Annotated in this window: 24 protein-coding genes and 1 tRNA gene; 12 read left to right on the forward strand and 13 right to left on the reverse strand. The window is 63.5% G+C overall.

Features of this window, described 5'->3' with window-relative positions; genetic code table 11:
• Positions 1–100: 100 nt before the first annotated feature.
• Both Q0877_RS05760 and Q0877_RS05765 read left to right on the forward strand, forming a co-directional pair.
• Entirely contained in the window at positions 101–2,173 is a 2,073-nt protein-coding gene (locus Q0877_RS05760) for a cytochrome c oxidase assembly protein (protein ID WP_299166444.1), read from the forward strand.
• Complete coding sequence (locus Q0877_RS05765) at positions 2,170–4,179, forward strand: NHL domain-containing thioredoxin family protein (RefSeq protein ID WP_299166413.1); 2,010 nt, start codon at positions 2,170–2,172, stop codon at positions 4,177–4,179. Before Q0877_RS05760 ends, Q0877_RS05765 begins: the two co-directional genes overlap by 4 nt.
• On the opposite strand, the gene Q0877_RS05770 is transcribed toward Q0877_RS05765, so the two are convergent.
• The 8 genes from Q0877_RS05770 to Q0877_RS05805 all read right to left on the reverse strand — a co-directional run bounded on the left by Q0877_RS05770 (position 4,176) and on the right by Q0877_RS05805 (position 13,021).
• Positions 4,176–5,159 (reverse strand): hypothetical protein, encoded by a 984-nt coding sequence (locus Q0877_RS05770; RefSeq protein WP_299166415.1) that lies wholly within the window; start codon positions 5,157–5,159, stop codon positions 4,176–4,178. The genes Q0877_RS05765 and Q0877_RS05770 overlap by 4 nt on opposite strands.
• Positions 5,160–5,190: 31 nt before the next feature.
• Positions 5,191–6,903 carry a helicase HerA-like domain-containing protein gene (locus tag Q0877_RS05775; RefSeq protein ID WP_299166416.1) on the reverse strand — a complete coding sequence of 571 codons (1,713 nt, stop codon included), beginning with the start codon at positions 6,901–6,903 and terminating at the stop codon, positions 5,191–5,193.
• A gap of 27 nt (positions 6,904–6,930) precedes the next feature.
• Positions 6,931–8,256 (reverse strand): ABC transporter ATP-binding protein, encoded by a 1,326-nt coding sequence (locus tag Q0877_RS05780; RefSeq protein ID WP_299166417.1) that lies wholly within the window; start codon positions 8,254–8,256, stop codon positions 6,931–6,933.
• Positions 8,257–8,300: 44 nt separating this feature from the next.
• The gene (locus tag Q0877_RS05785; protein WP_299166418.1) at positions 8,301–9,146 is read right to left on the reverse strand and encodes a carbohydrate ABC transporter permease; all 846 of its coding nucleotides are present in this window, start codon (positions 9,144–9,146) and stop codon (positions 8,301–8,303) included.
• Positions 9,143–10,072: a carbohydrate ABC transporter permease gene (locus Q0877_RS05790; RefSeq protein ID WP_299166445.1), complete on the reverse strand. Its 930-nt coding sequence runs from the start codon at positions 10,070–10,072 to the stop codon at positions 9,143–9,145. Before Q0877_RS05790 ends, Q0877_RS05785 begins: the two co-directional genes overlap by 4 nt.
• 29 nt (positions 10,073–10,101) lie before the next feature.
• Positions 10,102–11,427, reverse strand: coding sequence for an extracellular solute-binding protein (locus Q0877_RS05795; RefSeq protein ID WP_299166419.1), 1,326 nt, complete (start codon positions 11,425–11,427; stop codon positions 10,102–10,104).
• Between the two features lie 213 nt (positions 11,428–11,640).
• Positions 11,641–12,069: an aspartate 1-decarboxylase gene (gene panD / locus Q0877_RS05800; RefSeq protein WP_299166420.1), complete on the reverse strand. Its 429-nt coding sequence runs from the start codon at positions 12,067–12,069 to the stop codon at positions 11,641–11,643.
• Positions 12,070–12,142: 73 nt separating this feature from the next.
• Positions 12,143–13,021, reverse strand: a complete 879-nt coding sequence (locus tag Q0877_RS05805; RefSeq protein WP_299166422.1) for a LysR substrate-binding domain-containing protein — start codon at positions 13,019–13,021, stop codon at positions 12,143–12,145.
• A gap of 148 nt (positions 13,022–13,169) precedes the next feature.
• On the opposite strand from Q0877_RS05805, the gene Q0877_RS05810 reads away from it, so the two are divergent.
• Together Q0877_RS05810 and Q0877_RS05815 are read left to right on the forward strand one after the other, a co-directional pair.
• Positions 13,170–14,522: an MFS transporter gene (locus Q0877_RS05810; RefSeq protein WP_299166423.1), complete on the forward strand. Its 1,353-nt coding sequence runs from the start codon at positions 13,170–13,172 to the stop codon at positions 14,520–14,522.
• Positions 14,523–14,587: 65 nt separating this feature from the next.
• Positions 14,588–14,926: a YnfA family protein gene (locus Q0877_RS05815; RefSeq protein WP_299166424.1), complete on the forward strand. Its 339-nt coding sequence runs from the start codon at positions 14,588–14,590 to the stop codon at positions 14,924–14,926.
• Positions 14,927–14,951: 25 nt separating this feature from the next.
• On the opposite strand, the gene Q0877_RS05820 is transcribed toward Q0877_RS05815, so the two are convergent.
• From Q0877_RS05820 to Q0877_RS05830, 3 genes are all read right to left on the reverse strand, one after another.
• Positions 14,952–15,025 (reverse strand) — tRNA-Gly (locus Q0877_RS05820).
• A 104-nt stretch (positions 15,026–15,129) separates the two neighbouring features.
• Complete coding sequence (locus tag Q0877_RS05825) at positions 15,130–15,423, reverse strand: protealysin inhibitor emfourin (RefSeq protein ID WP_367182133.1); 294 nt, start codon at positions 15,421–15,423, stop codon at positions 15,130–15,132.
• Complete coding sequence (locus Q0877_RS05830) at positions 15,420–16,484, reverse strand: M4 family metallopeptidase (protein WP_299166426.1); 1,065 nt, start codon at positions 16,482–16,484, stop codon at positions 15,420–15,422. The genes Q0877_RS05825 and Q0877_RS05830 overlap by 4 nt, the downstream gene beginning before the upstream one ends.
• Before the next feature lie 76 nt (positions 16,485–16,560).
• On the opposite strand from Q0877_RS05830, the gene Q0877_RS05835 reads away from it, so the two are divergent.
• Together Q0877_RS05835 and dcd are read left to right on the forward strand one after the other, a co-directional pair.
• Complete coding sequence (locus Q0877_RS05835; protein WP_299166427.1) at positions 16,561–17,415, forward strand: tryptophan 2,3-dioxygenase; 855 nt, start codon at positions 16,561–16,563, stop codon at positions 17,413–17,415.
• A gap of 44 nt (positions 17,416–17,459) precedes the next feature.
• Entirely contained in the window at positions 17,460–18,056 is a 597-nt protein-coding gene (dcd, locus tag Q0877_RS05840; protein WP_299166428.1) for a dCTP deaminase, read from the forward strand.
• Positions 18,057–18,106: 50 nt separating this feature from the next.
• On the opposite strand, the gene Q0877_RS05845 is transcribed toward dcd, so the two are convergent.
• A complete protein-coding gene (locus Q0877_RS05845; protein WP_299166429.1) occupies positions 18,107–19,456 on the reverse strand; it encodes an MFS transporter in 1,350 nt (449 codons plus the stop codon).
• A 179-nt stretch (positions 19,457–19,635) separates the two neighbouring features.
• Here Q0877_RS05845 and Q0877_RS05850 point away from each other — a divergent pair, with 179 nt between their 5' ends.
• From Q0877_RS05850 to mnhG, 6 genes are read left to right on the forward strand one after another with little or no spacing between them, the layout of a single operon-like run.
• Complete coding sequence (locus tag Q0877_RS05850; protein ID WP_299166430.1) at positions 19,636–22,629, forward strand: Na+/H+ antiporter subunit A; 2,994 nt, start codon at positions 19,636–19,638, stop codon at positions 22,627–22,629.
• Complete coding sequence (locus Q0877_RS05855) at positions 22,626–23,123, forward strand: Na(+)/H(+) antiporter subunit C (RefSeq protein ID WP_299166431.1); 498 nt, start codon at positions 22,626–22,628, stop codon at positions 23,121–23,123. The genes Q0877_RS05850 and Q0877_RS05855 overlap by 4 nt, the downstream gene beginning before the upstream one ends.
• A complete protein-coding gene (locus tag Q0877_RS05860) occupies positions 23,120–24,748 on the forward strand; it encodes a Na+/H+ antiporter subunit D (RefSeq protein WP_299166432.1) in 1,629 nt (542 codons plus the stop codon). Before Q0877_RS05855 ends, Q0877_RS05860 begins: the two co-directional genes overlap by 4 nt.
• Positions 24,748–25,317: a Na+/H+ antiporter subunit E gene (locus Q0877_RS05865; protein WP_299166446.1), complete on the forward strand. Its 570-nt coding sequence runs from the start codon at positions 24,748–24,750 to the stop codon at positions 25,315–25,317. Before Q0877_RS05860 ends, Q0877_RS05865 begins: the two co-directional genes overlap by 1 nt.
• Positions 25,314–25,571 carry a monovalent cation/H+ antiporter complex subunit F gene (locus tag Q0877_RS05870; protein WP_299166433.1) on the forward strand — a complete coding sequence of 86 codons (258 nt, stop codon included), beginning with the start codon at positions 25,314–25,316 and terminating at the stop codon, positions 25,569–25,571. The genes Q0877_RS05865 and Q0877_RS05870 overlap by 4 nt, the downstream gene beginning before the upstream one ends.
• Positions 25,572–25,575: 4 nt before the next feature.
• Positions 25,576–25,962, forward strand: coding sequence for a monovalent cation/H(+) antiporter subunit G (gene mnhG, locus Q0877_RS05875; protein WP_299166434.1), 387 nt, complete (start codon positions 25,576–25,578; stop codon positions 25,960–25,962).
• Between the two features lie 182 nt (positions 25,963–26,144).
• On the opposite strand, the gene Q0877_RS05880 is transcribed toward mnhG, so the two are convergent.
• A partial coding sequence (locus tag Q0877_RS05880) for an HNH endonuclease signature motif containing protein (protein WP_299166435.1) occupies positions 26,145–26,417 on the reverse strand: 273 nt, incomplete at its 5' end.

Consider the following 26,417-nt stretch of genomic DNA (forward strand, 5'->3'; position numbering starts at 1 on the left):
CTACTGCGGGTAGACAATGGAAGGCGTGGCCACAACAACGAACCAGTCGAAGCGCGGCAATGCCGGCGCCGCCGGCGAGAGCGGGGTCAGGCCGGCCTGGCTGATCGTCGCCGGCGCCGCCGTTCTTGTTGCGGTGGTGCTTGCTCTCGCGTTCTCCGGAGCAGCGGCGCCACGGCAGCTCAGCGACCCGGGCGTCCTCACCCGATGGGGCCTGCCCATATCGAAGGCCGTACACAATATTGCTGTTGCCGCGGTCATCGGCTCACTGGTCTTCGCGGCAGTAATCCTGCCCCGAAACGTCCGCTCACGAAGCGGATCCAACCGCTCAGGCAGCGCTGATGCTGCGGCGGAGACGGGCGAAACGCCTGCCTTCGCCAAGGCAATGGCCCTCGCATCCTGGGCGGCAGTTGCCTGGACCCTTTCCGCTCTCGCTGTCCTGGTGCTGACCTACTCGGATGCCGCCGGTTTGCCGCTGAGCTCAGATCCCGTTTACACCCAGGGCCTGGCTTCCTATCTGACTGACTTCGACACAGGCCGGGCCTGGCTCTCCACCACGATGATCGCCGCCGTCGTTGCAACCATGACGTTCGGCGTACGCTCCAGCCTCTGGCTGGCCCTCACACTGCTGCTGGCTCTCGGCGGTCTGGTGCCGATGGCGCTGATCGGGCATTCCGCCGGCGGTGATGATCACTATGCCGCCATCAACTCCATCGCGCTCCACCTCGTGGGCGTCTGCCTCTGGGTGGGTGGAATCATTGTCCTGGCCGTCATCGGCGGCAAGCTCGGGACGCAGACGACGGCAGTGCTGAAGCGGTTCTCAGCGCTTGCCGGTTTCGCGTTCGCTCTGGTCTTCCTCTCAGGCATCATCAACGCGAGCCTGCGCATCGGCAGCCTTGCCCAGCTCGGCTCCGAATGGGGACTGCTGGTGACCTTCAAGGCCATCGCCACGATCCTCCTTGGCGGAATCGGGCTCATGCACCGGCAGTGGATCATTCCGCGGCTGGACACCAACCTGTCGGCACGGCGCGTGCTCTGGCAGCTCATCGCCGTCGAGCTGGCTATCATGGCAGCAGTGTCCGGCGTTGCGGTAGCGCTCGCGCGAACAGCGCCGCCGGGCTCCGAGCAGCTGCAGCCGGACGCCACCCCGGCTCGCATCCTCACCGGCTATGAACTGCCGCCGGAGCCGACGCCGATGCGCTGGCTTACCGAGTGGCGCCCCGACTGGCTCTGGATCGCTTTCGCGATCACAGTGGCTGCCGCCTACGTCCTGGGCATGCTGAAGCTGCGCCGTCGCGGTGATTCGTGGCCGGTGCTGCGCCTCGTCTCCTGGTTTGTCGGACTGATCGCCCTGACGTACTTCACGTCCGGAGCACCCGCCGTCTACGGCATGGTGCTTTTCAGCGCACACATGGTCGATCACATGGCGCTGACCATGGTGGTGCCGCTGTTCCTTGTCATCGGCGCGCCCGTCACACTCGCGCTGAAGGCGCTCACCCCGCGCACTGACGGCAGCCGTGGTATCCGGGAGTGGATCCTCGTGATCGTCCACTCGAAGTTCTCCGCGCTGGTCACCCATCCTCTGTTTGCGGCTGCAAACTTCGCCGGATCCATCGTGATCTTCTACTACTCGCCGCTGTTCGGCTTTGCGCTGCGCGAGCATGTGGGACATGAGCTCATGAACCTGCACTTCCTGCTCACCGGGTACATCTTTGTGCTGACCATGATCGGAACCGACCCCATCCCTCGCCGTGCACCGTTCCCGCTGCGGCTGCTGCTCCTCTTCGCCACCATGGCCTTCCACGCGTTCTTCGGCGTCGCGCTGACGGGAGGCACCTCACTGCTGCAGGCATCCTGGTTCGGGAATATGGGCCGGGACTGGGGGCCTTCCGCTCTGGAGGACCAGCAGATCGGCGGTGCGGTGACCTGGGGAATCGGTGAAATACCGACGCTCCTGCTGGCGATCGGCGTAGCCGTGATGTGGTCCCGCAGCGACGCAAAGGAATCGCGCCGCAAGGACCGGGCGGCTGACCGGAATAACGATGCCGAGCTCTCGGCTTATAACAACATGTTCGCCTCGCTGGCGGAACGGAACAGCACCCGGCCTTCCACGCGGCGCTCGTCCCACGACGCCCCGGCAGGACAGCGCCCAACCCCACCAGGAGATTCTGAATGACCGAAACCTCCCTCCGCGTCGGCTACCGCGTCCGTGCGTCAGAACTCGTCGGACGGAACTGGCTCAACACCGGCGGCAGGCAGCTGACGCTCAAGGATCTGCGCGGGAAGATCGTCCTGCTCGACTTCTGGACCTTCTGCTGCATCAACTGCCTCCATGTTCTTGACGAGCTTCGCCCGCTTGAGGCGAAGTACTCCGACGTCTTCGTTACGGTGGGCGTCCATTCGCCCAAGTTCGAGCATGAGGCTGATCCGGTTGCTCTTGCAGCAGCAGTGGAGCGGTACGAGATTCATCACCCGGTGCTGGATGACCCGGAGCTGGACACCTGGCAGGCATACACTGCCCGGGCATGGCCCACGCTGGTGGTCGTTGACCCCGAGGGCTACATCGTGGCGCACCTCTCCGGCGAGGGTCACGCGGCCGGGCTCGAGTCGCTGGTCGAGGAACTGGTGGCCGAGCACGAGGCAAAGGGCACGCTGCACCGCGGAGACGGACCGTATGTGCCCGCCGAGCCCACCGCGGGCAACCTCCGCTTCCCGGGTAAGGTGCTCGCGCTGCCCGCAACCAATACATTCCTTGTGGGCGACAGCGGCCACCACCGCCTGGTGGAGCTGGAGGCGGACCTCGAGACGGTGCGGCGCACCATCGGCTCCGGCACCCGCGGCTTCGCCGACGGCGGCCGGGACGAGGCTCAGTTCAATGAGCCGCAGGGACTCACGCTGCTTCCGGCGCCGATTGCGCGGCAGGTGGGGTACGACGTCGTCGTTGCCGATACGGTCAATCACCGCTTGCGGGGGGTGGCGCTGGAGACCGGTGCGGTGAGCACCATTGCAGGAAACGGGGTTCAGCGACTGCTCGATGCGGGCAACCAGGTGAAGGCCCGTCCGGTGGAGCTGCAGGAGGTCTCGCATGACCTCGGCGGCGATGCCGGAGATATCCCCGAGGATGCTGCGCCGCGGCTGGAAGACACGTTCCTCGGCACCGACGCCCTGAACGTCTCCCTCTCGTCCCCCTGGGACGTCATCTGGTCCACCACGCTGGAGCGGGTGGTCATCGCCATGGCGGGAACCCATCAGATCTTCGCCTTTGACCCGCTCACCGGTGCGGTGGACATCCTGGCCGGCACGGGGCTTGAGGGCCTGCTGGACGGTGATTCGAGCGCAGCCTGGTTTGCCCAGTCCTCGGGACTGGCCGAGGACGCGCACGGCAACATCTGGGTGGCTGATTCCGAGACCTCGGCCCTGCGCGTGCTGAGCTTCCTCACAGTCAACGGCAGGAGCCGCACGCAGGTCCAGTCGGCTATCGGCACCGGATTGTTCGACTTCGGGTTCCGGGACGGCGAGGCAGACCAGGCACGGCTGCAGCACCCGCTGGGAGTCACGGCGTTGCCCGACGGCTCGATCGCCATTGCGGACACCTACAACGGCGCGGTGCGACGGTATGACCCGGCCACACGGAAAGTATCAACTCTGATGCGAGGGCTCGCAGAGCCCTCCGACGTACTCGTCGACCAGGCGCCGGTGGAGTCGGGCGGCGAACCACTGCTGATCGTGGTCGAGGCGAACAAGCACCAGCTCGTGCGGCTACCGATTCCCAAGGAGGCGCTGGCAGTCGATGAGGGCGCCTCGCAGACGCAGCGGCCCAAGACGGCCGTAGCCGCGGGGGAGTTCTCCGTGACGGTAAGGTTCAGCGCGCCGAAAGGCCAGAAGCTTGACGACCGGTGGGGCGATCCTACGCAGCTCAAGATTTCGTCGTCGCCGGAGTCGCTCCTGGTGTCCGGCGGCGGCACCGGAGTCGGCCTGGAGCGCCAGCTGGTGCTGTCCGACGAGGTGTCCGAGGGCGTCGTTCACATCACCGCCCGCGCTGCGGCCTGCGACGGTGAGCCGGGCGGAGAGATACCCGACCACGCCGCATGCCACCTGTACCAGCAGGATTGGGGTATTCCGGTGACTCTCGATGCGAATGGCGAAACCGAACTGACGCTGGACCTGCGCGGGCTCGACTAGTACTCCACCACGGGAGTTACGGTGATGCCCTCGTCGGTGACAGCCAGGCGGGCCGTGAAGCCGAACTCCTGGGAAACGCTGACGGGCTCGATAATGCCGGTGAACAGGTCCTGCAGGCTGGTTTCCAGCAGAACTGTGCCGGTGAGGGGCGAAATGACCCAGTCCCCGTTGAACGGTTCGATCCGTACTTCCGGGTACTCCGTGATGGACCAGGCGATGGGCCCGGCTACCCGGTTCTCGGTTTCAAAGCCGAACGGACAGTTGGCAGGCTGGAACACCGTCTGCTCGGCGCAGGAGTCAAGAAACGTCCTCAACTGTGCGGTCACGCCTTCAGCCAGCGCAGGGGTCGCGGCGGTGGCAAGGTTTATGCGGGTTGGGCCCTGCTGGCGGTCCGTCACGGCAACGGTCTGTGCGGGCGCAGCAAAGTACTCGCTTGTGTAGTGCGACTCCACCTCGGCTGGGTAGAAGACCGCAAACTGGTTGCGCCCTTCAGGCATCACCACGCGCGTGCCGTTGAGCGTGGCCTCGTTCTGGTTGATTACGGAGACTTCCAGCGTCGGCAGGTTTGAGGGCACAAACTCCCACCGGTTGAAGAAGAGCCAGTCCGTGCCGGTCTTTTCCAACATGAAGGCCGTGGTGTGCTCGGCATCGTTGATTGTGTAGCTCACGTCCACCGTCACCCGGTTCTCGCCGGACGGCTGCGGCGACCCCACTTCGACGTTCTCCACACCCTCCGTTGCCCGCTGCAGGGCCGGGCCGTCGAGGAGCGCGGCATTTGCATCCGGGACTGTGGCGTTGAGCAGCCCCAGCGCCCTTTCTCCCTCACCCTGACGAAGCGCTTCCAGGTAGCTTTCCACCTGCTGGTGCGGGCCGAAGACGTGCGTGTTGACCAGGGTCACGGTTGCGATCGCCGCCACGATAGCGAGCATGAGGCCGAGCAGCCAGGCGGCCAGGACTCGGATCAGGCGGGACGAATGCACCCTCTTACGTTACCCAATGGCGGTGCCACACCTACCAACGACGACGGCGGCGCCTCCGCTGGGTTGCGAAAAGACCGCGCACCAGTTCGACTCCGATGGTGCCGGCGGTCTTGAGGGCGAAGTCCATCATTTCGTTTTTCTCCTGCCTCTGGCTCCCGGAACGTGGGGCTGGCGGAGGGCTCCAGTCGCCGTCCGGAGTCTGTTGATTCGGGCGAATGGTCGGCGGACGGCTGCTGGGCTTGCCGAGGATGTCCTCCTCGATGCGGCGAGCCTCCGCATCGATCTCGGCTTGCGAGGGGAGGCGACCGGCAGGTTGGCCGCGGGTCTGTGGCGTCGTCGTCGGCGGCTCCTGCCGGGCAGGTGTCTCCGCCGGAGCCGCTTCGGATGCGGAAAGCTTCTCGAAGGCGGAGTGGCTGTCGATGGGTGTGCCGTAGTCGGCGAGGAGCGGCGAGTTCCTCACGATCTCCTCTACCGTGCCTGCCGGCGACGGCCCCATCGTGGACTGCGGCGAGAACATCCTGGTCCAGGCCACCGGGGTGGGGACGCCGTTCTCATTCATGACGGTGACCACGGCCTCGCCGATGCTGGCGGACGTGAGCACCTCTTCGAGGTCATAGGGGCTGATGGGGAAGGTGGAAACCGTGGATTCGAGGGCCTTGGCATCGTCGGGAGTAAAGGCACGCAGCGCATGCTGCACACGGTTGGCGAGCTGTCCCAGGACCTCGGACGGGACGTCGCGCGGCGTCTGGGTTACGAAGAAGACGCCTACGCCTTTGGAGCGGATCAGCCGAACCGTGGTTTGGATTGATTGCAGGAAGGCCTTGGACGCACCGTTGAAGAGCAGGTGGGCCTCATCGAGGAAGAAGACCAGCTTTGGCCTGTCGGTGTCTCCTACCTCGGGGAGGTCCGCGAAGAGATCTGCCACCAGCCACATGAGGAAAGTGGAGAAGAGCTGCGGTTTTTGCTGAAGGGTGGGCAATTCCAGACAGCTGATGATGCCTCGTCCAGCGGCATCGGCGCGCAGGAAGTCGTCGGTGTCGAACTCCGGCTCGCCGAAGAACCGGTCCATCCCCTGGGCTTCGAGGGTGATGAGCTCGCGCAGGATGACGCCCGCGGTTGCCTTGGAGAGCCCGCCGAGTTGCTCCAGGGCGTCCTTCCCCTCATTCGAGATGAGGAAGGAGATGACCGCGCGGAGGTCAGCGAGATTGAACAGTTCCAGGTTTGCCTTGTCGGCGTAATGGAATACAAGTTGCAGACTGGATTCCTGCGTTTCGTTCAGGTCCAGCACACGCGCGAGCAGCAGTGGCCCGAAATCTGAGATCGTGGCCCGGATGGGCACACCCACACCATCTCCGCCGAGGGAGAAGTACTCGACCGGGAAGCTCGCGGCAGTCCAGGCCTGGCCGACGGACCGGGTGCGTCGCAGGAGCTTGTCGGTGCCCGCGCCCGGCGATGACAAGCCGGTGAGGTCTCCCTTGATGTCAGCGAGGAAGACCGGAACACCGTTCGCGCTCAGTTGTTCGGCCATGACCTGCAGGGTGATGGTCTTTCCGGTTCCGGTAGCGCCGGACACGAGGCCATGACGGTTCATCATGGCCAGCGGCAGGCGCACAACCGCGTCCGGGTGCACTGTGTTGTCCACAATGGCTGCGCCCAGCTGGATGGCTGGCTCGTCGAAAGTGTATCCGGCAGCGATCTGCTTAAGGTGCTCTTCCGGTGTGTGCTTTGTGTCTTTGCTCGCCATGGACCTCAGCGTACAACCCGCTCCGTATCAACCGGCGACGGCGTGGCTCCCACCGCTAGTGCCGGTACCGTCCCCGTTGTCGCTGCTGCCGCTATTCCTATCCATGGCGCGGTCGGATTCGCGTGCGCTCGCCAGTTCCTCGGCCCGTTCCTCGTTGGCTTCGGCGGTCAGCGCGGCGCCGGCATCGGCATCGCGGGTCAGGTTTTCGCCGGTCTCAGCGTCGAACAGGTGTAGTTTGCGGGTGTCCAGCCAGATCTCGGACTCACGGCCGCCGCGGATACGGCTTGCAGCGTCAAGCGTCACCACAACCTGCGGCCGCAGTTCATCGGCATCCATATCCCGTGCGAGGTTGTTCAGAAGCTCCCGAACCTCGGGGGAGGGGTCGAAGTTGATGTAGCCGTACTGTTCATTACCGAGCCACTCGGTGTGCGTGAGCGTTGCGTTGAACGTCGAACCGTGCGGCTTCTTCGCTTCATCGACGAGCTTGGCGTCTTCGAAGAACTCCGGACGCACGCCCACGAGGACCACCTTGCGGCCTTCCGCCTTCGCCGCCCGATCCGCAGGAATGTCCAGTGCACCGAGCGCGGTCTGGAGCTTGCCGTTCTCGATGGTGGCGGGAAGGAAGTTCATTGAAGGGGAACCGATAAAGCCGGCGACGAACAGGTTGACCGGCTGTTCGTAAAGTTCCCGCGGCGAAGCGATCTGCTGCAGTTCGCCCTTCTTCAGGACGGCTACCCGGTCGCCGAGGGTCATGGCTTCGGTCTGGTCATGGGTGACGTAGACCGATGTTGTCCCCAACCGCCGCTGCATCTGCGAAATCTCCGACCGCATCTGCCCGCGAAGCTTGGCATCAAGGTTGGACAGCGGCTCGTCAAAGAGGAAGGCATCCGCTTGCCGCACGATCGCCCGGCCCATCGCAACGCGCTGACGCTGGCCACCTGAGAGGTTTGCCGGCTTTCGCTGCAGATGATCGGTCAGTTCCAGCGTGGCGGCCGCACCGGTGACCAGGCGTTCCACCTCTTCCTCGCTGTGCTTGCCCTTTGCGAGACGGAGAGGGAACGCGATGTTCTCATACACCGTCAGGTGTGGATAGAGCGCGTAGTTCTGGAACACCATGGCAAGGTTCCGGTCACGGGGCGCCTTCGAATTGACCCGCTCGTCGTTGATGTAGAGATCACCCGAGGTGATGTCCTCGAGGCCCACAATCATGCGCAGCAGGGTTGATTTGCCGCAGCCCGAAGGGCCAACGAGGATGATGAACTCGCCGTCCTCGATATCAATACTGATGTCATTGACGGCCGGGAACCCGTCCCCATACTTTTTGACGAGGTTCTTCAGCGTTATAGAAGCCATGTTCTGGTTCCTCTTCTTTCAGTTGCTCAAGATTTGTTTGGTACTCAACCCTTGACTGCGCCCTGGGTCAGGCCTGAGACGATCTGCCGCTGGAACAGCAGCACCAGCAGCACAACCGGAATGGTCACAATGATTGCCGCCGCTGAGATTGCGCCGGTGGGGGATTCGAACTGCGAGGCCCCGGTGAAGAACGCAAGCGCGGCGGGCACTGGACGGGCCGCCTCCGTCGACGTCAGCGATATGCCGTACACGAAGTCGTTCCATGCAATGAAGAAGGCGATGATCGCCGTCGTGAACACCCCGGGTGCGGCGAGCGGAACAATGGCTTTGCGGAACGCCTGCCAGGTTGTGGCGCCGTCCACCTGTGCCGCCTGCTCCAGTTCCCACGGGATCTGACGGAAAAAGGCTGCCAGCGTCCAGATCGAGATGGGAAGGGTGAGCGACAGGTAGGGGATGATCAGGCCGAGCCAGGTGTCATACAGTCCGATGGTCCGCCAGAGATTGAACAGCGGCGTCACGATCGAGATAACCGGAAAGATCGACACGGCCAGCGCCGTCGTCAGAATAATCTTCTTGCCGGGGAAGTCCAGCCGCGCGATCGCGTAGGCACACAGGGTGGCCAATACAACGGCGATGAACGTCGCAATGAGCGAGATCCCGATTGAGTTCCAGAGTGCCGAGAGGAACAGCCCCTGCGCGTCGCCCACCAGGATCTGTTCGTAGTTGTCGAGAGTGGCCAAACCGGGCGAAGGGAGGAAGCTGCCGTTGGTCAGGTCTCCGGGCGCCTTGAACGAGGTGGCGAGGATGGAAGCGACGGGGAACAGCGCGTAGACGAGAACAAGGATGGAGATGATCGTCCAGACGATCTTGTCGCGGCCAGTCGATTTCATCGCTTTCCTCCTGTGTTTCCGGCGAGGTCAACCTTGAACACCTTGATCGCTATGAAGCTGATCAACAGGACACAGGCGAAGAGGAGAACCGAAACCGCTGAACCGAGGCCGATCTCCAGTCGGGTGATGGACGTTCGATAGGCCAACAGCGAAAGCACCTCGGTACCGTATTGGCCGTTGGTCATAATGAACACGTTGTCGAATATTCGGAAGGCGTCCAGTGCTCGGAACAGGACCGCAACCATGATCGCCGCCTTCATATTGGGAATGATGACCTTGCGCATCTGCTCCCACCAGGTGGCGCCGTCGACCTTGGCGGCCTCCGTCAGCTCATCAGGAACCTGCGCCAACCCGGCCAGCAGGAGCAGCGAGATGAACGGCGTGGTCTTCCAGATCTCCGAGGCCATGATCACCGGGAGCGCAGTACTCGCCTGGGCAAACCAGTTGAGGTCCTGATCGATGCCCGGCACCCAGTCGAACCAGCTGTTGACGTAACCGGAGCTGATATCGAAGGCGTAGAACCAGGCGTACGCGGAGACTACGGTGATAATGCCGTAGGGCACCAGGATGGCTGTGCGAAGCCAGCCGCGCACCGCCTTCAGCGCGCGGTGCATGACCAGCGCCAGGGCGAAACCGAGCACCAGCTCGACGGCGACAGTCACCACCGTGATCAGCGCGGTCACCGCCAGGTCCCGCCACCAGACCGGGTCCGAAAGGATTGTCACGTAGTTCTGAAGGAAGATGAACTCGCGCTCGTCCGGGGCCGTCAGCCGGAACGCATACAGCGAGTCGAAGAACGCCTGGATGATCGGGTAGAGGGTCACGGCCAGCATAATGATGAACGCCGGTCCCGCCAGCAGCCATCCCAGGCGCCGCTCAGCTTTTGCCCTGTCGCTGTAATCGTCGGTACGGCCATTCTTCTTCATGGCCTGCGGGTTCTTGGTGATCGCGCTGGTCACAACAGTCGCTCCCCTCTCAGCACGGCGGTGATGAACTCCGCCGATTGCTCCGGCGTGGTTTCCGGCTCCACCTCATCCGGCGGGGTCCAGGTCTGCTGCAGGCCGCTTGAAATCTCGTTATAGAACGGGCTTTGCGGGCGGGGCGCTGCAATCTCCAGTGATTCGCGGATGGTGTCGGCCATCGGGAACTGCTCTTCGATGCGGGGATCCTCATACGCTTCCGAGTTCGACGGCGGATTGCCGTTGGTCAGGAAGTACTCGGTCTGGTTTTCCGGCTGAACAATGCATTCGATCGCCTGGTATGCAAGCTCCGGATTGTCGCTGCTCGCTCCCACGCCGAGGTTGATTCCACCGAGCGGAGGGGCTGTTTCCTCATTGTCGAAGACCCGCGGATACAGCGCCCAGCCGATGTCGTCGAGCACCGCCTGATCCACTGATCCTCCCTCGACGGCGCCCTGTGTCGCCGGCCAGACGAAGGGGTAATTCACCATGAAAGAGCCGGACTCACCCTGGAACAGGGTCAGTGAGGTGTTCTCAGTGGAGGTCGCCAGCCCGGGCCCGCCCAGGCCCTGGTCGCCGATGGTTCCGATGATGCGTGCAGCCTCACGTCCGGCGTCGCTCACCAGGCCGAGCTCGATCTCATCCGCGGAGGCCTCCGGACTTTCCAGGATGGTGCCTCCCGCCGATTCGATCAGGGAGTTGATCCATACCGTCATCGATTCGGCCTGCGAACCCTGGACACCCAGCTCCACGTCCTGGGCAGCTGCCACTTCGATCAGCTGATCCCACGTGACCGGCTGTGACATATCGAGCCCGGCCTCCTCGGCTACTGACTCGCGGTACCAGAGAATCTGCGTGTTGGCCCAGAACGGGACAGTGACCAACTCTTCCTCGTAAGTTGCGCCCTGAAGTGCGCCTTCGAGGGTGTTCTCGGTGGTGCTCTGGGCTACGTCGTCGGGAACCGGTGCGAGGAAGGTGGCCAGCTCCGGGACGAAGGGGGGATCGATGCTCATGATGTCCAGCGAATCGTCATTCGCCGCCAATCGCCGTGCCAGCTGCTCACGCTGAGCCGCAGCATCGTTGGGAAGCAACGAGGTTTCAATCCGGTATTCCCCGCCTGCCTCCTCGGTGCAGCGCTGCGCAATGTCTGCCTGTCCGCCGGCGTCGGGGTTGATGTACCAGGTGAGGGTGGGAACACCGGAATCCGCTGGTCCGCATCCGCTGAGGAGGAGCGAGACAAGCCCGAGAGAGCTGGCCACTACGGCGCCGGGACGCCTCCGAATCCGCTTTTTCTGCTGATCGATCCTGCGATTTCCCGGCATACGTACCTCGCCTCCACCTCGAGTATGGTCTGCTCCCGGGCCGCTGAACTGGTGCGAGTCAACGGATAGGAAGCAGCCTTGCCTTTCTGACACTAAGCCCTGCGCGGCAAATCCGCTAGGACGCTATGCCAAGCCGTTATCAGGGAAGTGAAAACAGCAGCGGCCCCGCAGAATCTGCGGAGCCACCAGGAGGTTTGGAGTGTACCTGCCAGACTAGAGCAGTGCCGCGTTGTTCAGCGCAAACGGGGGACGCTGCAGGCCCTCGGTCAGGCCCTCGGCGGGATCATTGCCGAGTTCGATGATCTGATTCGCGGCGTTGACGTGGACGATGGTGGGCACGTAGGAGTGCGCCTTTTCCGTGGTCATGGCCGCGTATGTGATGAGGATGACCGTGTCACCCTGATGCACAAGATGCGCTGCGGGCCCGTTGATGCCAAGCACGCCGGAACCACGCTCGCCTGCGATGGTGTAGGTTTCCAGGCGCGCACCGTTGGTGACGTCCACGATGGAGACCATCTCGCCTGGCAGGATGTCTGCGGCTTCCAGCAGGTCCAGGTCAACAGTCACTGAGCCCACGTAGTGAAGGTCCGCGTGGGTCACCGTTGCGCGGTGGATCTTGGACTTGAACATTGTGCGATTCATCGCGTCAAGTCTACGCTGGCCCCCGCCCGCCTGCCATGTGGGGTTGCCCACGCCGTGAGGCGACCGGTGTGCCTCAAGAGTCCGTCGACTTCCGCAGCGCACGGCCGAGGATCGCGGTGCTGAGCGTTTCGACGAGTTCCTGGTTTGCCAGCGGGTTGCTCAACAGCGTGAAGTCAACGTCCCCCAACGGCGGCAGGTCAAACCGGTTGGTCACCTGCACCAGGTCGTCCGGGATCAGGGACTGGGGGAAGACGGCAAGGCCGATGCCGGCACGAGCGGCCGCCAGTACGCCATTGATCTCCCGGGTATTGCACGTGATCCGCCACGTCCTGCCGGCTTTTTCAAGTGCCTCGATCGCCATCTGCCGGCTGAGGCTGGGCGCCTGGTAGGCGATCAGCGGGACGGGTGCGCCGTCGTCGAGCGTGGTCTTGCTGTGGCCGGCCCACACCAGCCGGTCACGCTGCACCAGCGTGCCCTCTCCGGTTCCGGCCATGTACTTGATGAGGATCAGATCCAGTTGGCCGGCGCGCAGGCGGCGCAGCAGCGGTGGGCTCTGAGACACCGTCAGCTCAAGATTGATCTGCGGGTAGAGCTGCCGGAAGTGTCGGAGGATGCGGGGCAGCTGCGTAATGGCGAGGTCATCGGCAACGCCGAACCGCAACCGTCCACGCATGGCCGAGCCGGAGAAATAGGCGAGCGCCTGCTCCTGGGCCGCGAGGATCGTGCGGGCGAATCCAGCCATCGCGTCACCGTTGTCGGTGAGCCGGACCTCCCGCGTATCGCGGGCAATGAGCATCCTGCCCGCAGCCTTTTCCAGTTTCCGGACATGCTGGCTGACGGTTGGCTGGCTCAATCCCAGCCGGGCGGCGGCGCCGGTGAAACTACGCGTTTCAGCGACCGCGAGGAAGGACTTCAGTTGAAGGGAGTCATACACGGCGAGCCTTTCTGGCACTCATCCTGATGAGTCGCGACGTGAGTTATTACGTTACTCAATAGTACTTATAAGGTTGATCACCGTTCCTAATGCACCCGATGCTGGCTAGCGTGGAAAAGGTCCTCAACCGCGTCGATTCGTACCCGCACTCACCAGGAAAGTTCCCTTGGCACCCCCACCGCCCTCCGCACCGGCCGGAGATCCCACACTCACCGCACCGATTCCTGTCCTCACCGCCCGTCCCGCCTGGCGCGACACGTTCATCTCCCTTCGCATCCCAAACTTTCGACTGTTTGCGATCTCCCACCTGATCGCCGTCGTCGCTGTCTGGATGCAGCGCATCGCCCAGGACTGGATGGTCCTGCAGCTGTCAGGATCAGTTGCAGCGGTCGGTGTGACTGTCGCGCTGCAGTTTGCGCCCATGCTCATTCTTGGGCCCTTGGGAGGAGTGGTGGCCGACCGCTATTCGAAGCGCACGCTCCTCATCATTTCGCAGAGCGTCGCCGCGCTTATGGCTGCAACCATGGCTATACTCGCGCTCTCCGGACTGATTCAGGTGTGGCACGTCTACCTCATCGCCTTTGTGCTGGGCCTGGTCACGGTGGTGGACGCGCCCGCGCGGCAGGTCTTCGTGAACGACCTCGTGGGGCCCACCTACCTGCGTAACGCCATCAGCCTCAATTCGTCGATTTTCCAGCTCGGCGCCATGGTGGGCCCTGCGGTCAGCGGTTTGCTGATTGTCGCCGTCGGAGGCGGGTGGGCCTTTGCGATCAATGCGATTGCGTGCGGCTACACCGTGCTCACGCTGTGCCGCCTGCGTACGGACCAGCTCAACGCAACGGCGCCGGCACCACGCACCAAGGGGCAGCTTCGCGCCGGCGCACGCTACCTCCTCAACAAGCCGGCAATCTTCTGGGCCACCGTCTCCGCTGCCTTCGTGGCCGTCTTCGCCCTGAGCACGCCGGTGCTTCTGGCAGCATTCGCGGACAGTGTCTTCGAATCGGGTGCAGGCGGCTACGGCCTGCTCAACACTGCGCTCGCAACCGGCTCATTGGTCGGCGCCCTCGCATCCACCCGCCGCACCAAGCTGCGGCTGCGCGGGGTGCTCGGAGGCATGAGCGCCTTCGGTGGATTCATGGTGCTTGCCGCATATGTGCCCAGTCAGTTGGTGTTCACCGTGCTGATGTTCTTCGCGGGCATTGGGTGTCTCTGGTTCGTCACCGGAGCCAACCAGCTGGTCCAGACCTCAACGAACCTGGCGATCCGCGGACGCGTGATGAGCCTGTACATGATGGTGCTCATCGGCGGTCAGGCACTCGGCGGTCCCATGGTCGGGTGGCTCGCCGAAAACATCGGTGCGCAGCCCACCATGGTGATTGCCGGAGGGGTTCCGGTTCTGGCAGCCGGAGGAATCGCCGTCGTGCTTGCCCGCCGCGGCCAGCTGACTCTCCGCTTCCGCTGGACACCTGCACCCGATGAACGACGCCGGTTGGTCGCCATAGTGCCGAAGGTTTCATAGCGGGACGGGTTGCTGCTTCCGCAAGGAGAGCTCAGCTGTGAATAGAAGCAGTAGATAATGGGACCATGAATGTAATTCTCGTCATTGTCCTCTTCGCAGTCGCAGCAGTGGCCGAAATCGGCGGCGCTTGGCTCGTCTGGCAGAGCATGCGGGAAGGCCAGCCGTGGTGGTGGGCAGGGTTGGGTGTCATGGCACTCGGAGCCTACGGATTTGTGGCGACGCTGCAGCCGGACGCTCACTTCGGCCGGATCTTGGCGGCGTACGGGGGCGTCTTCGTTGTGGGGTCGCTGCTCTGGGGAATGGCTCTCGACGGTTTCCGCCCCGACCGCTGGGATCTGATCGGGAGCGCCGCCTGCCTGGTTGGCGTTGCCGTGATCATGTTCGGGCCGCGCTCTGCGAGCTGAACGGGTTTGCTCTGCGCAACAGGTGTGGAGCGGGCGACGGGAATCGAACCCGCGTATCGAGCTTGGGAAGCTAGCGCTCTACCATTGAGCTACGCCCGCATGCGGTCGAAACCGCTTCATAAACACTACAACATACGCGGGGTGCGCCGGTGACACTTCCCGGCCAGCGACCCCGGTGGCGTGAACCTCAGTGAGGGCCCTCTTCAAGAGCCCTCTTCGGGTTTATCCTCGCGCTGGCCGGTTGAAGCGTTCTTGACCCGTTCCACCAACTCCTTCCAGGGGCCCTGGACCGCGCTTTCGGCGACCGTCACCTCGCGGTAGCCAACGGCGATGTGATAGACGTAGCGGTCGCGTTGCGTTTCCTCGGAGCCGCCGGGATCCGCCTGATCGAGAAGCGGCAGCCAGCGTTCCTCCGCCTCGGTGGAGCTCACGTCCACACTCCAGGTACGGGTCAACCCAGCGAACCCCCCGGAGCGCGACACCTCAATGCGCGTCACAGCACGCCCACCTCCCGCCAGGCGTAGCCGACCGACTCTGCCTCCGGGGATCCTGCCCCGAACCGCGCCTCCGCGGCATCGACGGTCACTGAAGCGAACAACGCGAAGTCGCAGTCGACGGGGACGCGGCCGCCGGTGGCGGCGTCATACCAGATCTGGCCAGCGCGCTCCCAGGCGTTCCCGCCGAGCCGCATGGCGGCAATGTAGAAGGCGTGATTCGGGATGCCGGAGTTGATGTGTACGCCGCCGTTGTCCGAGGTCGTGTCGACGTAATCCGCCATAGTGGCGGGCTGTGGATCCTTGCCGAGGACGTCGTCGTCGTACGCGGTTCCGGGAGCCTTCAGCGAACGCAGCGCGCGCCCCTCCACCTGCTCGGTGAAGAGGCCTTCGCCTACCAGCCAACTGGCGGCGTCCGCCGACTGGCCGCGCTCGCGCTGCTCAACCAGTACACCGAATACATCCGAGAGCGATTCATTGAGCGCGCCCGACTGGCCCTGATACCGCAGGTTTGAGGAGTACTGGGTGAAGCCATGCGCAAGCTCGTGGCCGATCACCGCGAGGGACGCCGTGAAGCGCCCGAAGATTTCCCCGTCACCGTCACCGAACACCATCCGGGAACCGTCCCAGAACGCATTGTCATACTCCCGGCCATAGTGAACCGTAGCGTTCAGCGGCAGGCCGGCATTGTCAATCGATGACCTGCCGTACACCTCCTGGAAGAGCTCATAAGTTGCTCCGAGGCCCGCATACGCTTCATCCACCGCCACATCGCCAGTAGGCGGGTCACCCTCACGGCGGACCGGCTCTCCCGGCAGGGACTCGCTGCCGCCGGCGTCGGAAATGGTTCGGCGCAGCGCCAGCACGACGGCGGTTCCGGCCCCGCGCGACGGATCCCGGGGAGCGTCGGCGCGTGCGCTGTGGATCGGCTCCAGCTGCACAAGCGCACGCTGTGCCGCAGCGGCGGCATGCTGGTGTTCCGGAGCCTGGAGACTGGCCAGCCTGGCCAGGAGATAGGGCGGAACAATACTGCAACGAATATGGGCGGATGTGGGTGCGGTCATGCGGCCTCCTCGGGTTCCTCCAACCTAGCGGCCGCCCCTGACAGTCTTCAATGGTTCGAAGAACTACGCTGAGTCAATGAGCGTGGAGCGGAACACCCGGAACCTTGAAGCAGGCATCGAGAAGGACTTCTCGGGGAAGATGAGCTACGGGTCCTACCTCGCGCTGGATGCAATTCTGTCCGCACAGCACCCGGTGAGCAGGCCCGAACACCATGACGAGATGCTGTTCATCATCCAGCACCAGACTTCCGAGCTCTGGCTGAAGCTTGTCCTGCACGAGCTGAGTTCGGTACGCAAGCACCTGCGGGCCGACGATCTCCGGGCGGCCATGAAGGGCATAGCCCGGATCAAGCACATCCAGCGTTCGCTGACCGAACAGTGGTCGGTTCTGGCGACGCTCACGCCGTCGGAGTATGCGGAGTTCCGCGGGGCCCTTCAGGCGGCCAGCGGCTTCCAGTCCTACCAGTACCGCGCCGTCGAATTCCTGTTGGGCAACAAGAACGCGGGCATGCTGCAGGTTTTCGAGAGTGACGAGCAGGCCTTCGAGCTCCTGTCCAGGTTGCTGCAGGAAACCAGCATCTACGACGAATTCATCGCCTACCTCTCGCGGCGCGGCTACGGCATTCCGGCGGAACTGCTTGAGCGGGACGTCACACGCGCCCACGAGTTCAGCCCCGGACTGGTCCAGGTCTACAAGGAGGTGTACGAGGATGCGGCCGGGCACTGGGATGTCTATGAAGCGTGTGAAGAGCTCGTGGACCTGGAGGACAATTTCCAGCTGTGGCGGTTTCGGCACCTGAAGACCGTGGGACGGACCATCGGCCACAAGACCGGAACCGGAGGGTCGAGCGGCGTCGGGTTCCTGCAGAAGGCACTTGAGCTGACGTTCTTTCCCGAGCTTTTCGCAGTGAGGACCGAGATCGGGCGCTGACGCCCGATGAATTGGGTATCAACTCTGTACGGTATTTTTAGACGGTGCTGATCTCAGACCGCGACATCCGAACCGAAATTGCCGCCGAGCGCATTCTCCTCGACCCCTATGATCCCGCGATGGTCCAGCCATCGAGCGTGGACGTGCGCATCGACCGGTTCTTCCGGCTCTTCGACAACCACAAGTACGCGCACATCGACCCGGCCGAGAACCAGCCGGACCTCACGCGGCTGGTGGAGGTGGCCCCGGACGAGCCGTTCATCCTGCACCCGGGGGAGTTCGTCCTCGGCTCCACGTACGAAATGGTCACACTTCCGGACGACATTGCCGCACGCCTGGAGGGTAAGTCCTCGCTGGGACGTCTGGGCCTCCTCACCCACTCGACGGCGGGCTTCATTGATCCCGGCTTCTCCGGCCACGTCACGCTCGAGCTCTCCAATATGGCAACGTTGCCGATCAAGCTCTGGCCCGGCTCCAAGATCGGCCAGCTCTGCTTCTTCAAGCTCACCTCGCCTGCGGAGCATTCGTATGGTTCCGGCCAGTACGGGAACCGCTATCAGGGTCAGCGGGGCCCGACGGCGTCGCGAAGCCACCTGAACTTCCACCGCACCGAAATCGTCGAGGGCTCACCCTCCCGCTGAGCCGGCCAGCTCCGTGGGCGTTCAGAGGTCAGCGGAAGAGTTGGCCGGAGTTAAGGAGCGGGTACGACGGCGCGGCTCACCTTCGCGGGCGGCTTCACCGGAAGCAGCACCAGCAGGCCGGCCAGCAGCACCACGAGTATCCCGATAATGCCGAACCGCTGTTCTCCGAACACGCCGATGAAAAGCGAGAACAGCGCCGGAGCGAGGAAGCTGACAGCCCGGCCGGTCGTCGCGTAGAGCCCGAACATTTCACCCTCCTCGCCCTGCGGTGAGAGACGTGCCAGATACGCCCGCGAGGATGCCTGCGCCGGACCCACGAACAGGGTCAGCAGGAGCCCGAAAATCCAGAACGTTGTGTCGCCGCTCCAGCTCAAGCCGAAGATCCGCTGATCTGCCGCGCCAAGCACCATGACAGCGGTGCCGGCCACCAGCAGGCCGATCAGCGACACGATGATGACAAGCTTCGGCCCAACCCGGTCATCAAAATAGCCGCCGATCACGGCGCCGATCGCAGCGATGACGTTGCCCACGATGGCGAACAGGATCACCTCGCTGAGTTCGAAGCCGAAGGTCCCCGCCGCGATAATCCCGCCGAAGGTGAACACTGCCGCCAATCCGTCGCGGAAGATGGCGCTCGCAAGCAGGAAGAAAATGGTGTGGGGGCTGGTCCGGTAGATGGCCTTGATACGACGGAAGAGCAAGCCGTAGGACGCGAGGAAGCTCAGGCGGTCGGCATTGCGTTGCGGTGGTACCTCGGGCACCGCGAACATCACCGGGAGTGCGAATGCCAGGAACCAGAGCGCGGAGAAGACGGCAACCAGCCGGATGTTCAAGGCGCCCTCAGTGTTTGATCCGAACCAGTCGAAGATAGGCTGCACAAAGGCGATCAGGACGATCACGAGGGCCACAATGCCACCCACGTAGCCCATGGCCCACCCGAATCCGCTGACGCGGCCAACGCTGGCCGGGGTCGAGATCTGCGCGAGCATCGCGTTGTAGTTCACGCCGGCAAACTCGAAGAAGATGTTCGCCGCAGCTATGAGCGCAACCCCGAGAATCAGCAGTTCCGGACGTGGGAACACGAAGAAGCACAGAGCAGTCAGGACGGCTACAGCGAGACTGTTCACCCCCAGCCAGAGCTTCCGGCGTCCGCCGACGTCCGAGCGCTGACCCGTTACCGGCGCAAGGAGCGCGATAAGGAGGCCGGCAACAGCCAGGCCCCAACCAAGCACCTCGGATGCATAAGTTTCTCCGCCGAACGCATCGGAGGTCAGGTAGACCGTGAACACGAACGTGGTCATGACGGCGTTGAAGGCGGCGGACCCCCAGTCCCATGACGCCCACGCGAGTACGGGTTTCGAAAGGAGGCGTCCGGGAGGCTGGGGGTAATCCGTGCTCATAGGCTGCATGCTATCCGGTGCGGGGGTACAACTGGTTCCGGGTCTCAACTTATTCCCCGAACCGCTGTCTTGTGCGCTGGGCGGAACCGGGCGAAGGGTCAGTGTATGCCACGGGTAGAATGGACTTATGCCCTTGACCGTCAGCTGACCGTCTCAATCCGAGAGATCAGGAGATCATCGTGCTAATTGTGCTCATCGCCCTCTTCGCGGTGGCCGCAATAGCGCCCCTGATCTTCCGCCTGATGGGCCGCTCGGCCTTCTATCTCCTCGCAGCAGTGCCCGGCGCAGGCTTTGTCTGGCTCCTGGCAACGTTCGGCAACTACGTCGACACTGACCAGGCGGGCGCCATCGGTCAGCCCAATGCGCCGCCGTCCATCCTTGTTCCCTGGATCCCGCAGCTGCAGCTGGAACTGGCGTTCCGCATGGACGCGCTGTCCGCCGTACTCAGCATCCTGGTTCTCGGGGTCGGCTCGCTGGTGCTCTTTTACTGCGCCCGCTACTTTAAGCAGGACGACGCCGACATCGGCCCCTTCGGCGCCCAGCTGCTTGCGTTCGCCGGCGCCATGTTCGGTCTCGTGATCGCCGATGACCTCATCCTCCTGTTCATCTTCTGGGAACTGACCACGGTTCTGTCCTACCTGCTGATCGGCTACTCCCGTCACCGGCTGTCCGCCAGGCGAGCAGCACTGCAGGCACTGATCGTGACCACGCTCGGCGGTCTCGCCATGCTGGTGGGCCTGATCATTCTCGGCCAGTCAGCCGACACCTACCGCCTGTCGGACATCCTCGCGCGTGCGGATTCGCTGACCGGCCCGGCCATCGAGACCGCCATCGTCCTGATTCTGGTCGGCGCCCTTTCCAAGTCGGCGCTCGTGCCGTTCCACTTCTGGCTGCCCAGCGCCATGGCTGCCCCGACACCGGTCAGCGCCTACCTGCACGCCGCCGCCATGGTTAAAGCGGGCATCTACCTCATCGCCCGGTTCGCACCGGCGTTTTCCGAGAGCCTGCTGTGGCCCCCGATGGTTCTCGGCCTGGGGCTTGTGACGATGATCTTCGGCGGCTGGCGGGCCCTGCGCCAGCATGACCTCAAGCTGCTTCTTGCTTACGGCACCGTCAGCCAGCTCGGATTCCTGACCATCGTTGTGGGGCTGGGCGGACAGGACGCAGCTCTTGCCGGGCTGGGTCTCCTGCTCGCGCATGGATTCTTCAAGGCGACGCTGTTTTTGGTGGTCGGCATCATCGATCACCAGTCGGGCACCCGCGATATCCGCAAGCTGTGCGGCATCGGGCGTTCCGCGCCCGTGCTCGCCACCGTTGCCGTCATCGCAGCTGGGTCAATGGCAGGCATCCCTCCCCTCCTGGGATTCGTTGCGAAGGAATCCGTTTTCGTGGCGTTCATCAACCATGCCGAGGAAAGTGCGTTCGGTGTAGTGGTCCTCGTCGGGATTGTCCTGGGTTCGATGCTGACTTTCGCGTACAGCGCACGCTTCGTCTGGGGCGGTTTCGCCCGCAAGTCTTCAACACCCACCCCGTTCAAACGGGTTGAGCCGTCGTTCCTGTTCGCTCCGGCGCTGCTCGCCGTTGCGTCAGTCGTTTTCGGTCTGTTCCCTGCTCCGCTGGATGCGGCAATCCAGCCATACGTAAGTATCTTCCCAGCCGGGGAAGAGACCCCGCACTTGCTGCTGTGGCACGGAATCACGCCGGCGCTGTTCCTTTCCGTCCTGTCCATCGCGGGCGGCCTGGCGCTGTTCCTCCTGCGGGAACGCTTCGAACAGCTGCAAACCCGGATCGCTCCGAACATCGACGCCGAGCAGAATTACAAGATGGTCATCGGTGTGCTCGATGACGTGGCAGTCTGGCTCACTGGCCGCACCCAGCGCGGTTCGCTGTCCTTCTACCTGTTCGTGATCCTGACGATGGCAATCATCACGCCTCTGACAGCATTGATCCTCTTCGACGCTCCCGTGCCGCAGGACTGGTATGTGGCGGATTCTCCCGCCCAGCTGATTACCGGCGTCGTCATCATTCTCGCTGCCATTTCAGCGCTGCGCGCCACCAAGAGGTTTATGGCCGTGATCATGGTGGGCGTGACCGGTTACGGGATCGCGCTGATCTTCGCACTGCAGGGTGCACCTGACCTGGCGCTGACCCAGCTGTTGGTGGAAACGATCGTGCTGGTCGCCTTCGTGCTTGCTCTGCGGTCCCTGCCTGCACGCCTCTGGCAGCGGGCCCCCGGCCACAAGTACCGTGCGCTCCGCGCGGTATTGGGCATCTCCTTTGGGGCCGTGATGGTTGCGATTGCCATGTCCGCGATGGCCTCCCGCGTCGCGGAACCCATCTCGCTGAGCTTCCCGTCACTGGCTTACGACGACGGCGGCGGCGCCAACATCGTCAACGTGACCCTGGTGGATATCAGGGCCTGGGACACTTTTGGTGAGATCAGCGTTCTCGCGATTGCAGCTACCGGTGTCGCGAGCCTCATCTTCATTCGTGGCCGGGGTGACGGGCGGGTGCGCGCAGACGGGGTCAAGAGCGGCACCGTCGGCAGGAACCAGGAACCGATCGATGCCTACGGCCGCGAGGCCGCTGCCCTGGAGCTTGCCAAAAAATTCTCGAGCTCCGTCAATGACGCGTGGCTGGTGGCAGGACGAACCCTGGCACCGGAACGCCGCTCGATTATTTTCGAGGTCATCACCCGACTGATGTTCCACTCGGTCATTGTCTTCTCGATCTACCTTTTGCTCGCCGGGCATAACCTGCCGGGCGGCGGGTTTGCCGGCGGTCTCATGGCGGGGCTCGCGCTGACCATTCGCTACCTGGCGGGCGGCCGGTTCGAACTCGCTGAGGCCACCCCCATCAGCGCGGGGCTGCTTCTCGGCGGTGGGTTGGCAACGGCGGCGCTTACCGCGATTGTTCCGGTGTTCCTCGGCGGCGAGGTGTTCCAGAGCGCGATCATCGAAACTACCTGGCCCGTATTCGGGGACATCAAGTTCGTCACCTCAACGATCTTCGACATCGGGGTCTACATGGTTGTAGTGGGCCTGGTACTGGACGTGCTGCGCAGTCTCGGTTCGGAGATCGATGAACGCAGCGAGGGCGCAAGCGCCACCATTGACGCCGGTCCGCCGGAGCCGGAGAAAGACCGGGATCAGGAAGAGGAGGTTGCCCAGTGAGCGTCAACATCACGCTGCTTGTCATCATGGGTGCGCTCTTCGCTGCCGGCATCTACCTGCTGCTCGAACGCAGTTTGACGCGCGTTCTGCTGGGCCTGATTCTCCTCACCAATGGTGCAAACATGCTCCTGCTTGCCGGCGGCGGAGGAGCAGGCAGGGCTCCGCTGTACGCAGCAGACATTCCGGCTGAGGAATACAGTGATCCGCTGCCGCAGGCATTGATCCTCACCTCCATCGTCATATCCTTCGCCGTCACGGCCTTCATGCTCGGCATCATCTACCGCTCGTGGGTCCTCGGGCGCCAGGACGAAGTGCAGGACGACATCGAAGACCGGCGGGTGGCATCCCAGAGCAGTTTCGACGCCGAGGACGACGCCGAGGTGCCCCTGGAGACAACCGAATTCACGCCGGTCGAGGAAGCCGAAGAAGCACCGGGCGCCCAGCGGACAATCACCGGGACGAAGACCAGCAAGCCACCGACGGAGGATCGATGAACATAGCGAACCTCGCTCCGCTTGCGGTTGTATTGCCATTCCTTGGCGCGGCCCTCGCGTTCCTGCTGATCCGGCACTCCCGGTCGCAGCGGGCAGTCAGCATCACCACGCTGTCAGTGACACTGTTGATCGAGATATTCCTTCTCATCGATACCAGTGGCAAGGGCACAACCGCCGTCTTCATCGGCAACTGGGCGGCACCGTTTGGCATCACCATGGTGGTGGATCAGTTCTCCGCCCTGATGCTCGTTGTGTCCTCTGCCGTGAGCCTTGCGGTCCTGGTTTACGCCACGGGCCAGGGAATGACCGACGGTGATGAAGACGGACCCATCTCGATCTTCCATCCCACGTATCTCATCCTGGTGGCTGGAGTTTCCAACGCGTTCCTCGCCGGCGACCTGTTCAATCTGTACGTGGGATTCGAAATCCTGCTCACGGCGAGTTACGTGCTCATGACCCTGGGCGGCACCACGCCGAGGATTCGCGCAGGGGTGACTTACGTCGTCGTCAGTGTGGTTTCATCGATGCTGTTCCTCATCAGCATCGGCATGATCTATGCGGCCACGGGCACCATCAATATGGCGGACCTGGCGCTCAAGCTCGCGGACATCGACCATGCAACGCAGATGATCCTGCACCTGATGCTCCTGGTCGCGTTCGGCATTAAAGCCGCCATCTTCCCGTTGTCCTTCTGGCTGCCTGACTCCTACCCGACCGCTCCCGCGCCGGTGACCGCGGTGTTCGCAGGCCTGCTGACCAAGGTCGGCGTGTACGCGATGGTCCGAACCGAAACCCTCCTGTTTCCCGGGGACCGCATCAATACGCTGCTCATGGTCGTGGCAATGCTCACCATGATCGTGGGAATCCTCGGTGCGCTGGCGCAGTCGGACATCAAACGTATGCTCTCGTTCACCTTGGTCAGCCACATCGGCTATATGGTTTTCGGGCTTGCGGTGTCCACCGTGATCGGACTGGGTGCAGCGGTGTACTACGTAGCGCACCACATCATCGTGCAGACCAGCCTGTTCCTCGTGACCGGACTGATCGAACGACGCGGCGGAACGGCCAACATGGACCGGTTGGGCGGCCTTGCGAAGATTTCCCCCTTCCTGGCGCTGCTGTTCTTCGTCCCCGGCATGAACCTGGCCGGCATCCCGCCGTTCTCGGGCTTCCTTGGCAAGCTGGGATTGTTGCAGGCGGGTGTGGAGTTGGGCACGCCCCTGGCCTACGTGCTGGTGGGGGCAGGCGTGCTGACGAGCCTGCTCACACTGCTGGTGATTGCACGGGTGTGGAACCGTGCCTTCTGGCGCCGGCCTGAGGACGCTACGCACCCCGACCCCATCCTCATGGCGACTTCGGACGACGGCTCTGCAGTCAGGAACTCCCGCAGGGTTTCCAAGCACGCAACGGGAAAGTTTGCCGGGAGGAACCCCGTGGACCTGCTGCCACGCACCATGGTCGGAGCTACAGCCGGCCTGGTTGCACTGGGCATCAGCCTGACCGTGCTCGGCGGGCCGCTCTTCGCGCTGAGCGATCAGGCAGCGCAGCAGATGCTTGAGCGGACGCCCTACATAGACGCCGTCCTCGGCGAAGGCGCAACCGAGGCGGCAGGAGCAACACCATGATGACGAGACAACGGATTCCGCTCCGGGTCGAACTGCCCCTGCTCATCTGGTTGGTTCTCGTGTGGGGTGCGCTCTGGCAGGATTTCAGCCTGGGCAACCTCGTGTTCGGCGCGATCATCGCATTCACGGTCGCCAACCTGCTGTACCTTCCGCCGGTCGAACTCAGTGGCCGGTTCAACGTCTTCTACGCTGTGGGATTCGCGGGCCGGTTCCTGTATCAACTGGTGCTCGCCAGCGCCCAGGTGTTCTGGCTGGCACTCACCCGCGGGCCCAAACTCGAGAACGCCGTGGTGGGGGTACGCCTACGTAGCCCGTCCGACCTCCTGGTGACCGCCACCGGGCATATCCTGTCGCTGATTCCGGGATCGCTCGTGGTGGAGGTGGATCGCTCGACGTCCACCTTGTACCTGCACTGCCTGAACGTCTCCACCAGCGATGACGCCGAGAAAGTCCGGCAGAATGCCCTGCGTACAGAGGAGTGGTTGATCCGCGTCATGGGAAACCGCGAAGACCTCGCCCGGCTGCACCCTGACGCCCCGCATCACAGCGACGGAAGGAAGCATCCGTGACTGTTGTTCTCGGCATCATTGCCGTTATCCTCGGGATTTCCGCGCTCTGCGCTGTGTACCGGGTGGCGCGCGGGCCCTCAATTCTGGACCGTGTGCTGGCCGTGGATGTGCTGCTGGCGATTGTGGGTGGAGCGCTTGCTGCCGACATGGTATTCAACGGGCACACCAACAACCTCGTCATCCTGGTGGCGACTTCAATCGTCGGATTCATCGCGTCGGTAACCGTCGCCCGATTCGTCACGGAAAAGAAGTGAACCGATGATGGACGCTGCTCTGGATGTTTTGACCATGGTCCTGCTGCTCGGCGGGGCACTGATGTCGCTGGCTGCCGCCGTCGGACTTTTGCGGTTTCCTGACCTGCTGAGCCGCATGCATGCTGCAACCAAGCCGCAGGTTCTCGGCCTGCTGCTGTTCCTGATGGCCATTGCGGTGGAGCAGCGCTCGTGGGCGATTGTGCCCGTGCTGATCATCTGCTGGATCTTCCAGCTGCTTACCGCGCCGGTGTCCGCACACATGGTGGGGCGCGCGGGCTACCGCACCAAGCACCTGCGCAAGGACCTGCTCAGCATGGATGACCTTGACGATGTTGTGCAACACGCGGCCACCCGGCGCCGTGAGGCCGGGGACCGCGCGTCCAGCGACTGAGCCTCGCTAGTGATCGACGGCTGCCGCGGCGCCTCGCTAGTAGTCAACGGCTGCCGCGCCTAGTTTCAACGGCTGCTGCGGCTAGCTAGTAATCGACGGCTGCTGCGGCTCCTAGCTAGTAATCAGGCTGCCGCGGTGGCGCCGTTGATCAGGGTGACAGCCGTTGGCCACGGTGCTGGTGGTTAGGGTGGTGCGGTGTGGTTGCCGGCACGGGTGAGTTGTTGGTGTATGGCTTCTTCGACGTGCCAGTAGCGGTTGCGTTTGGGTGTTTGGTTTGGGTCGAGGTATTTGGGTGGTTTGAACCAGGGGATGCCGTGGATTGATTCGACGGACCAGTTCCCTTGGTGGATGAGGTGGTGGTGCCGGGAGCAGAGCAGCACGCCGTGGTGGATGTTGGTGGTTCCGCCTGCCGCCCAGGGAATGATGTGGTGGGCTTCGCACCAGGTGGCGGGCAT

Origin of the sequence: uncultured Arthrobacter sp., from assembly GCF_947495145.1 — a bacterium.
GTDB lineage: Bacteria > Actinomycetota > Actinomycetes > Actinomycetales > Micrococcaceae > Arthrobacter_D.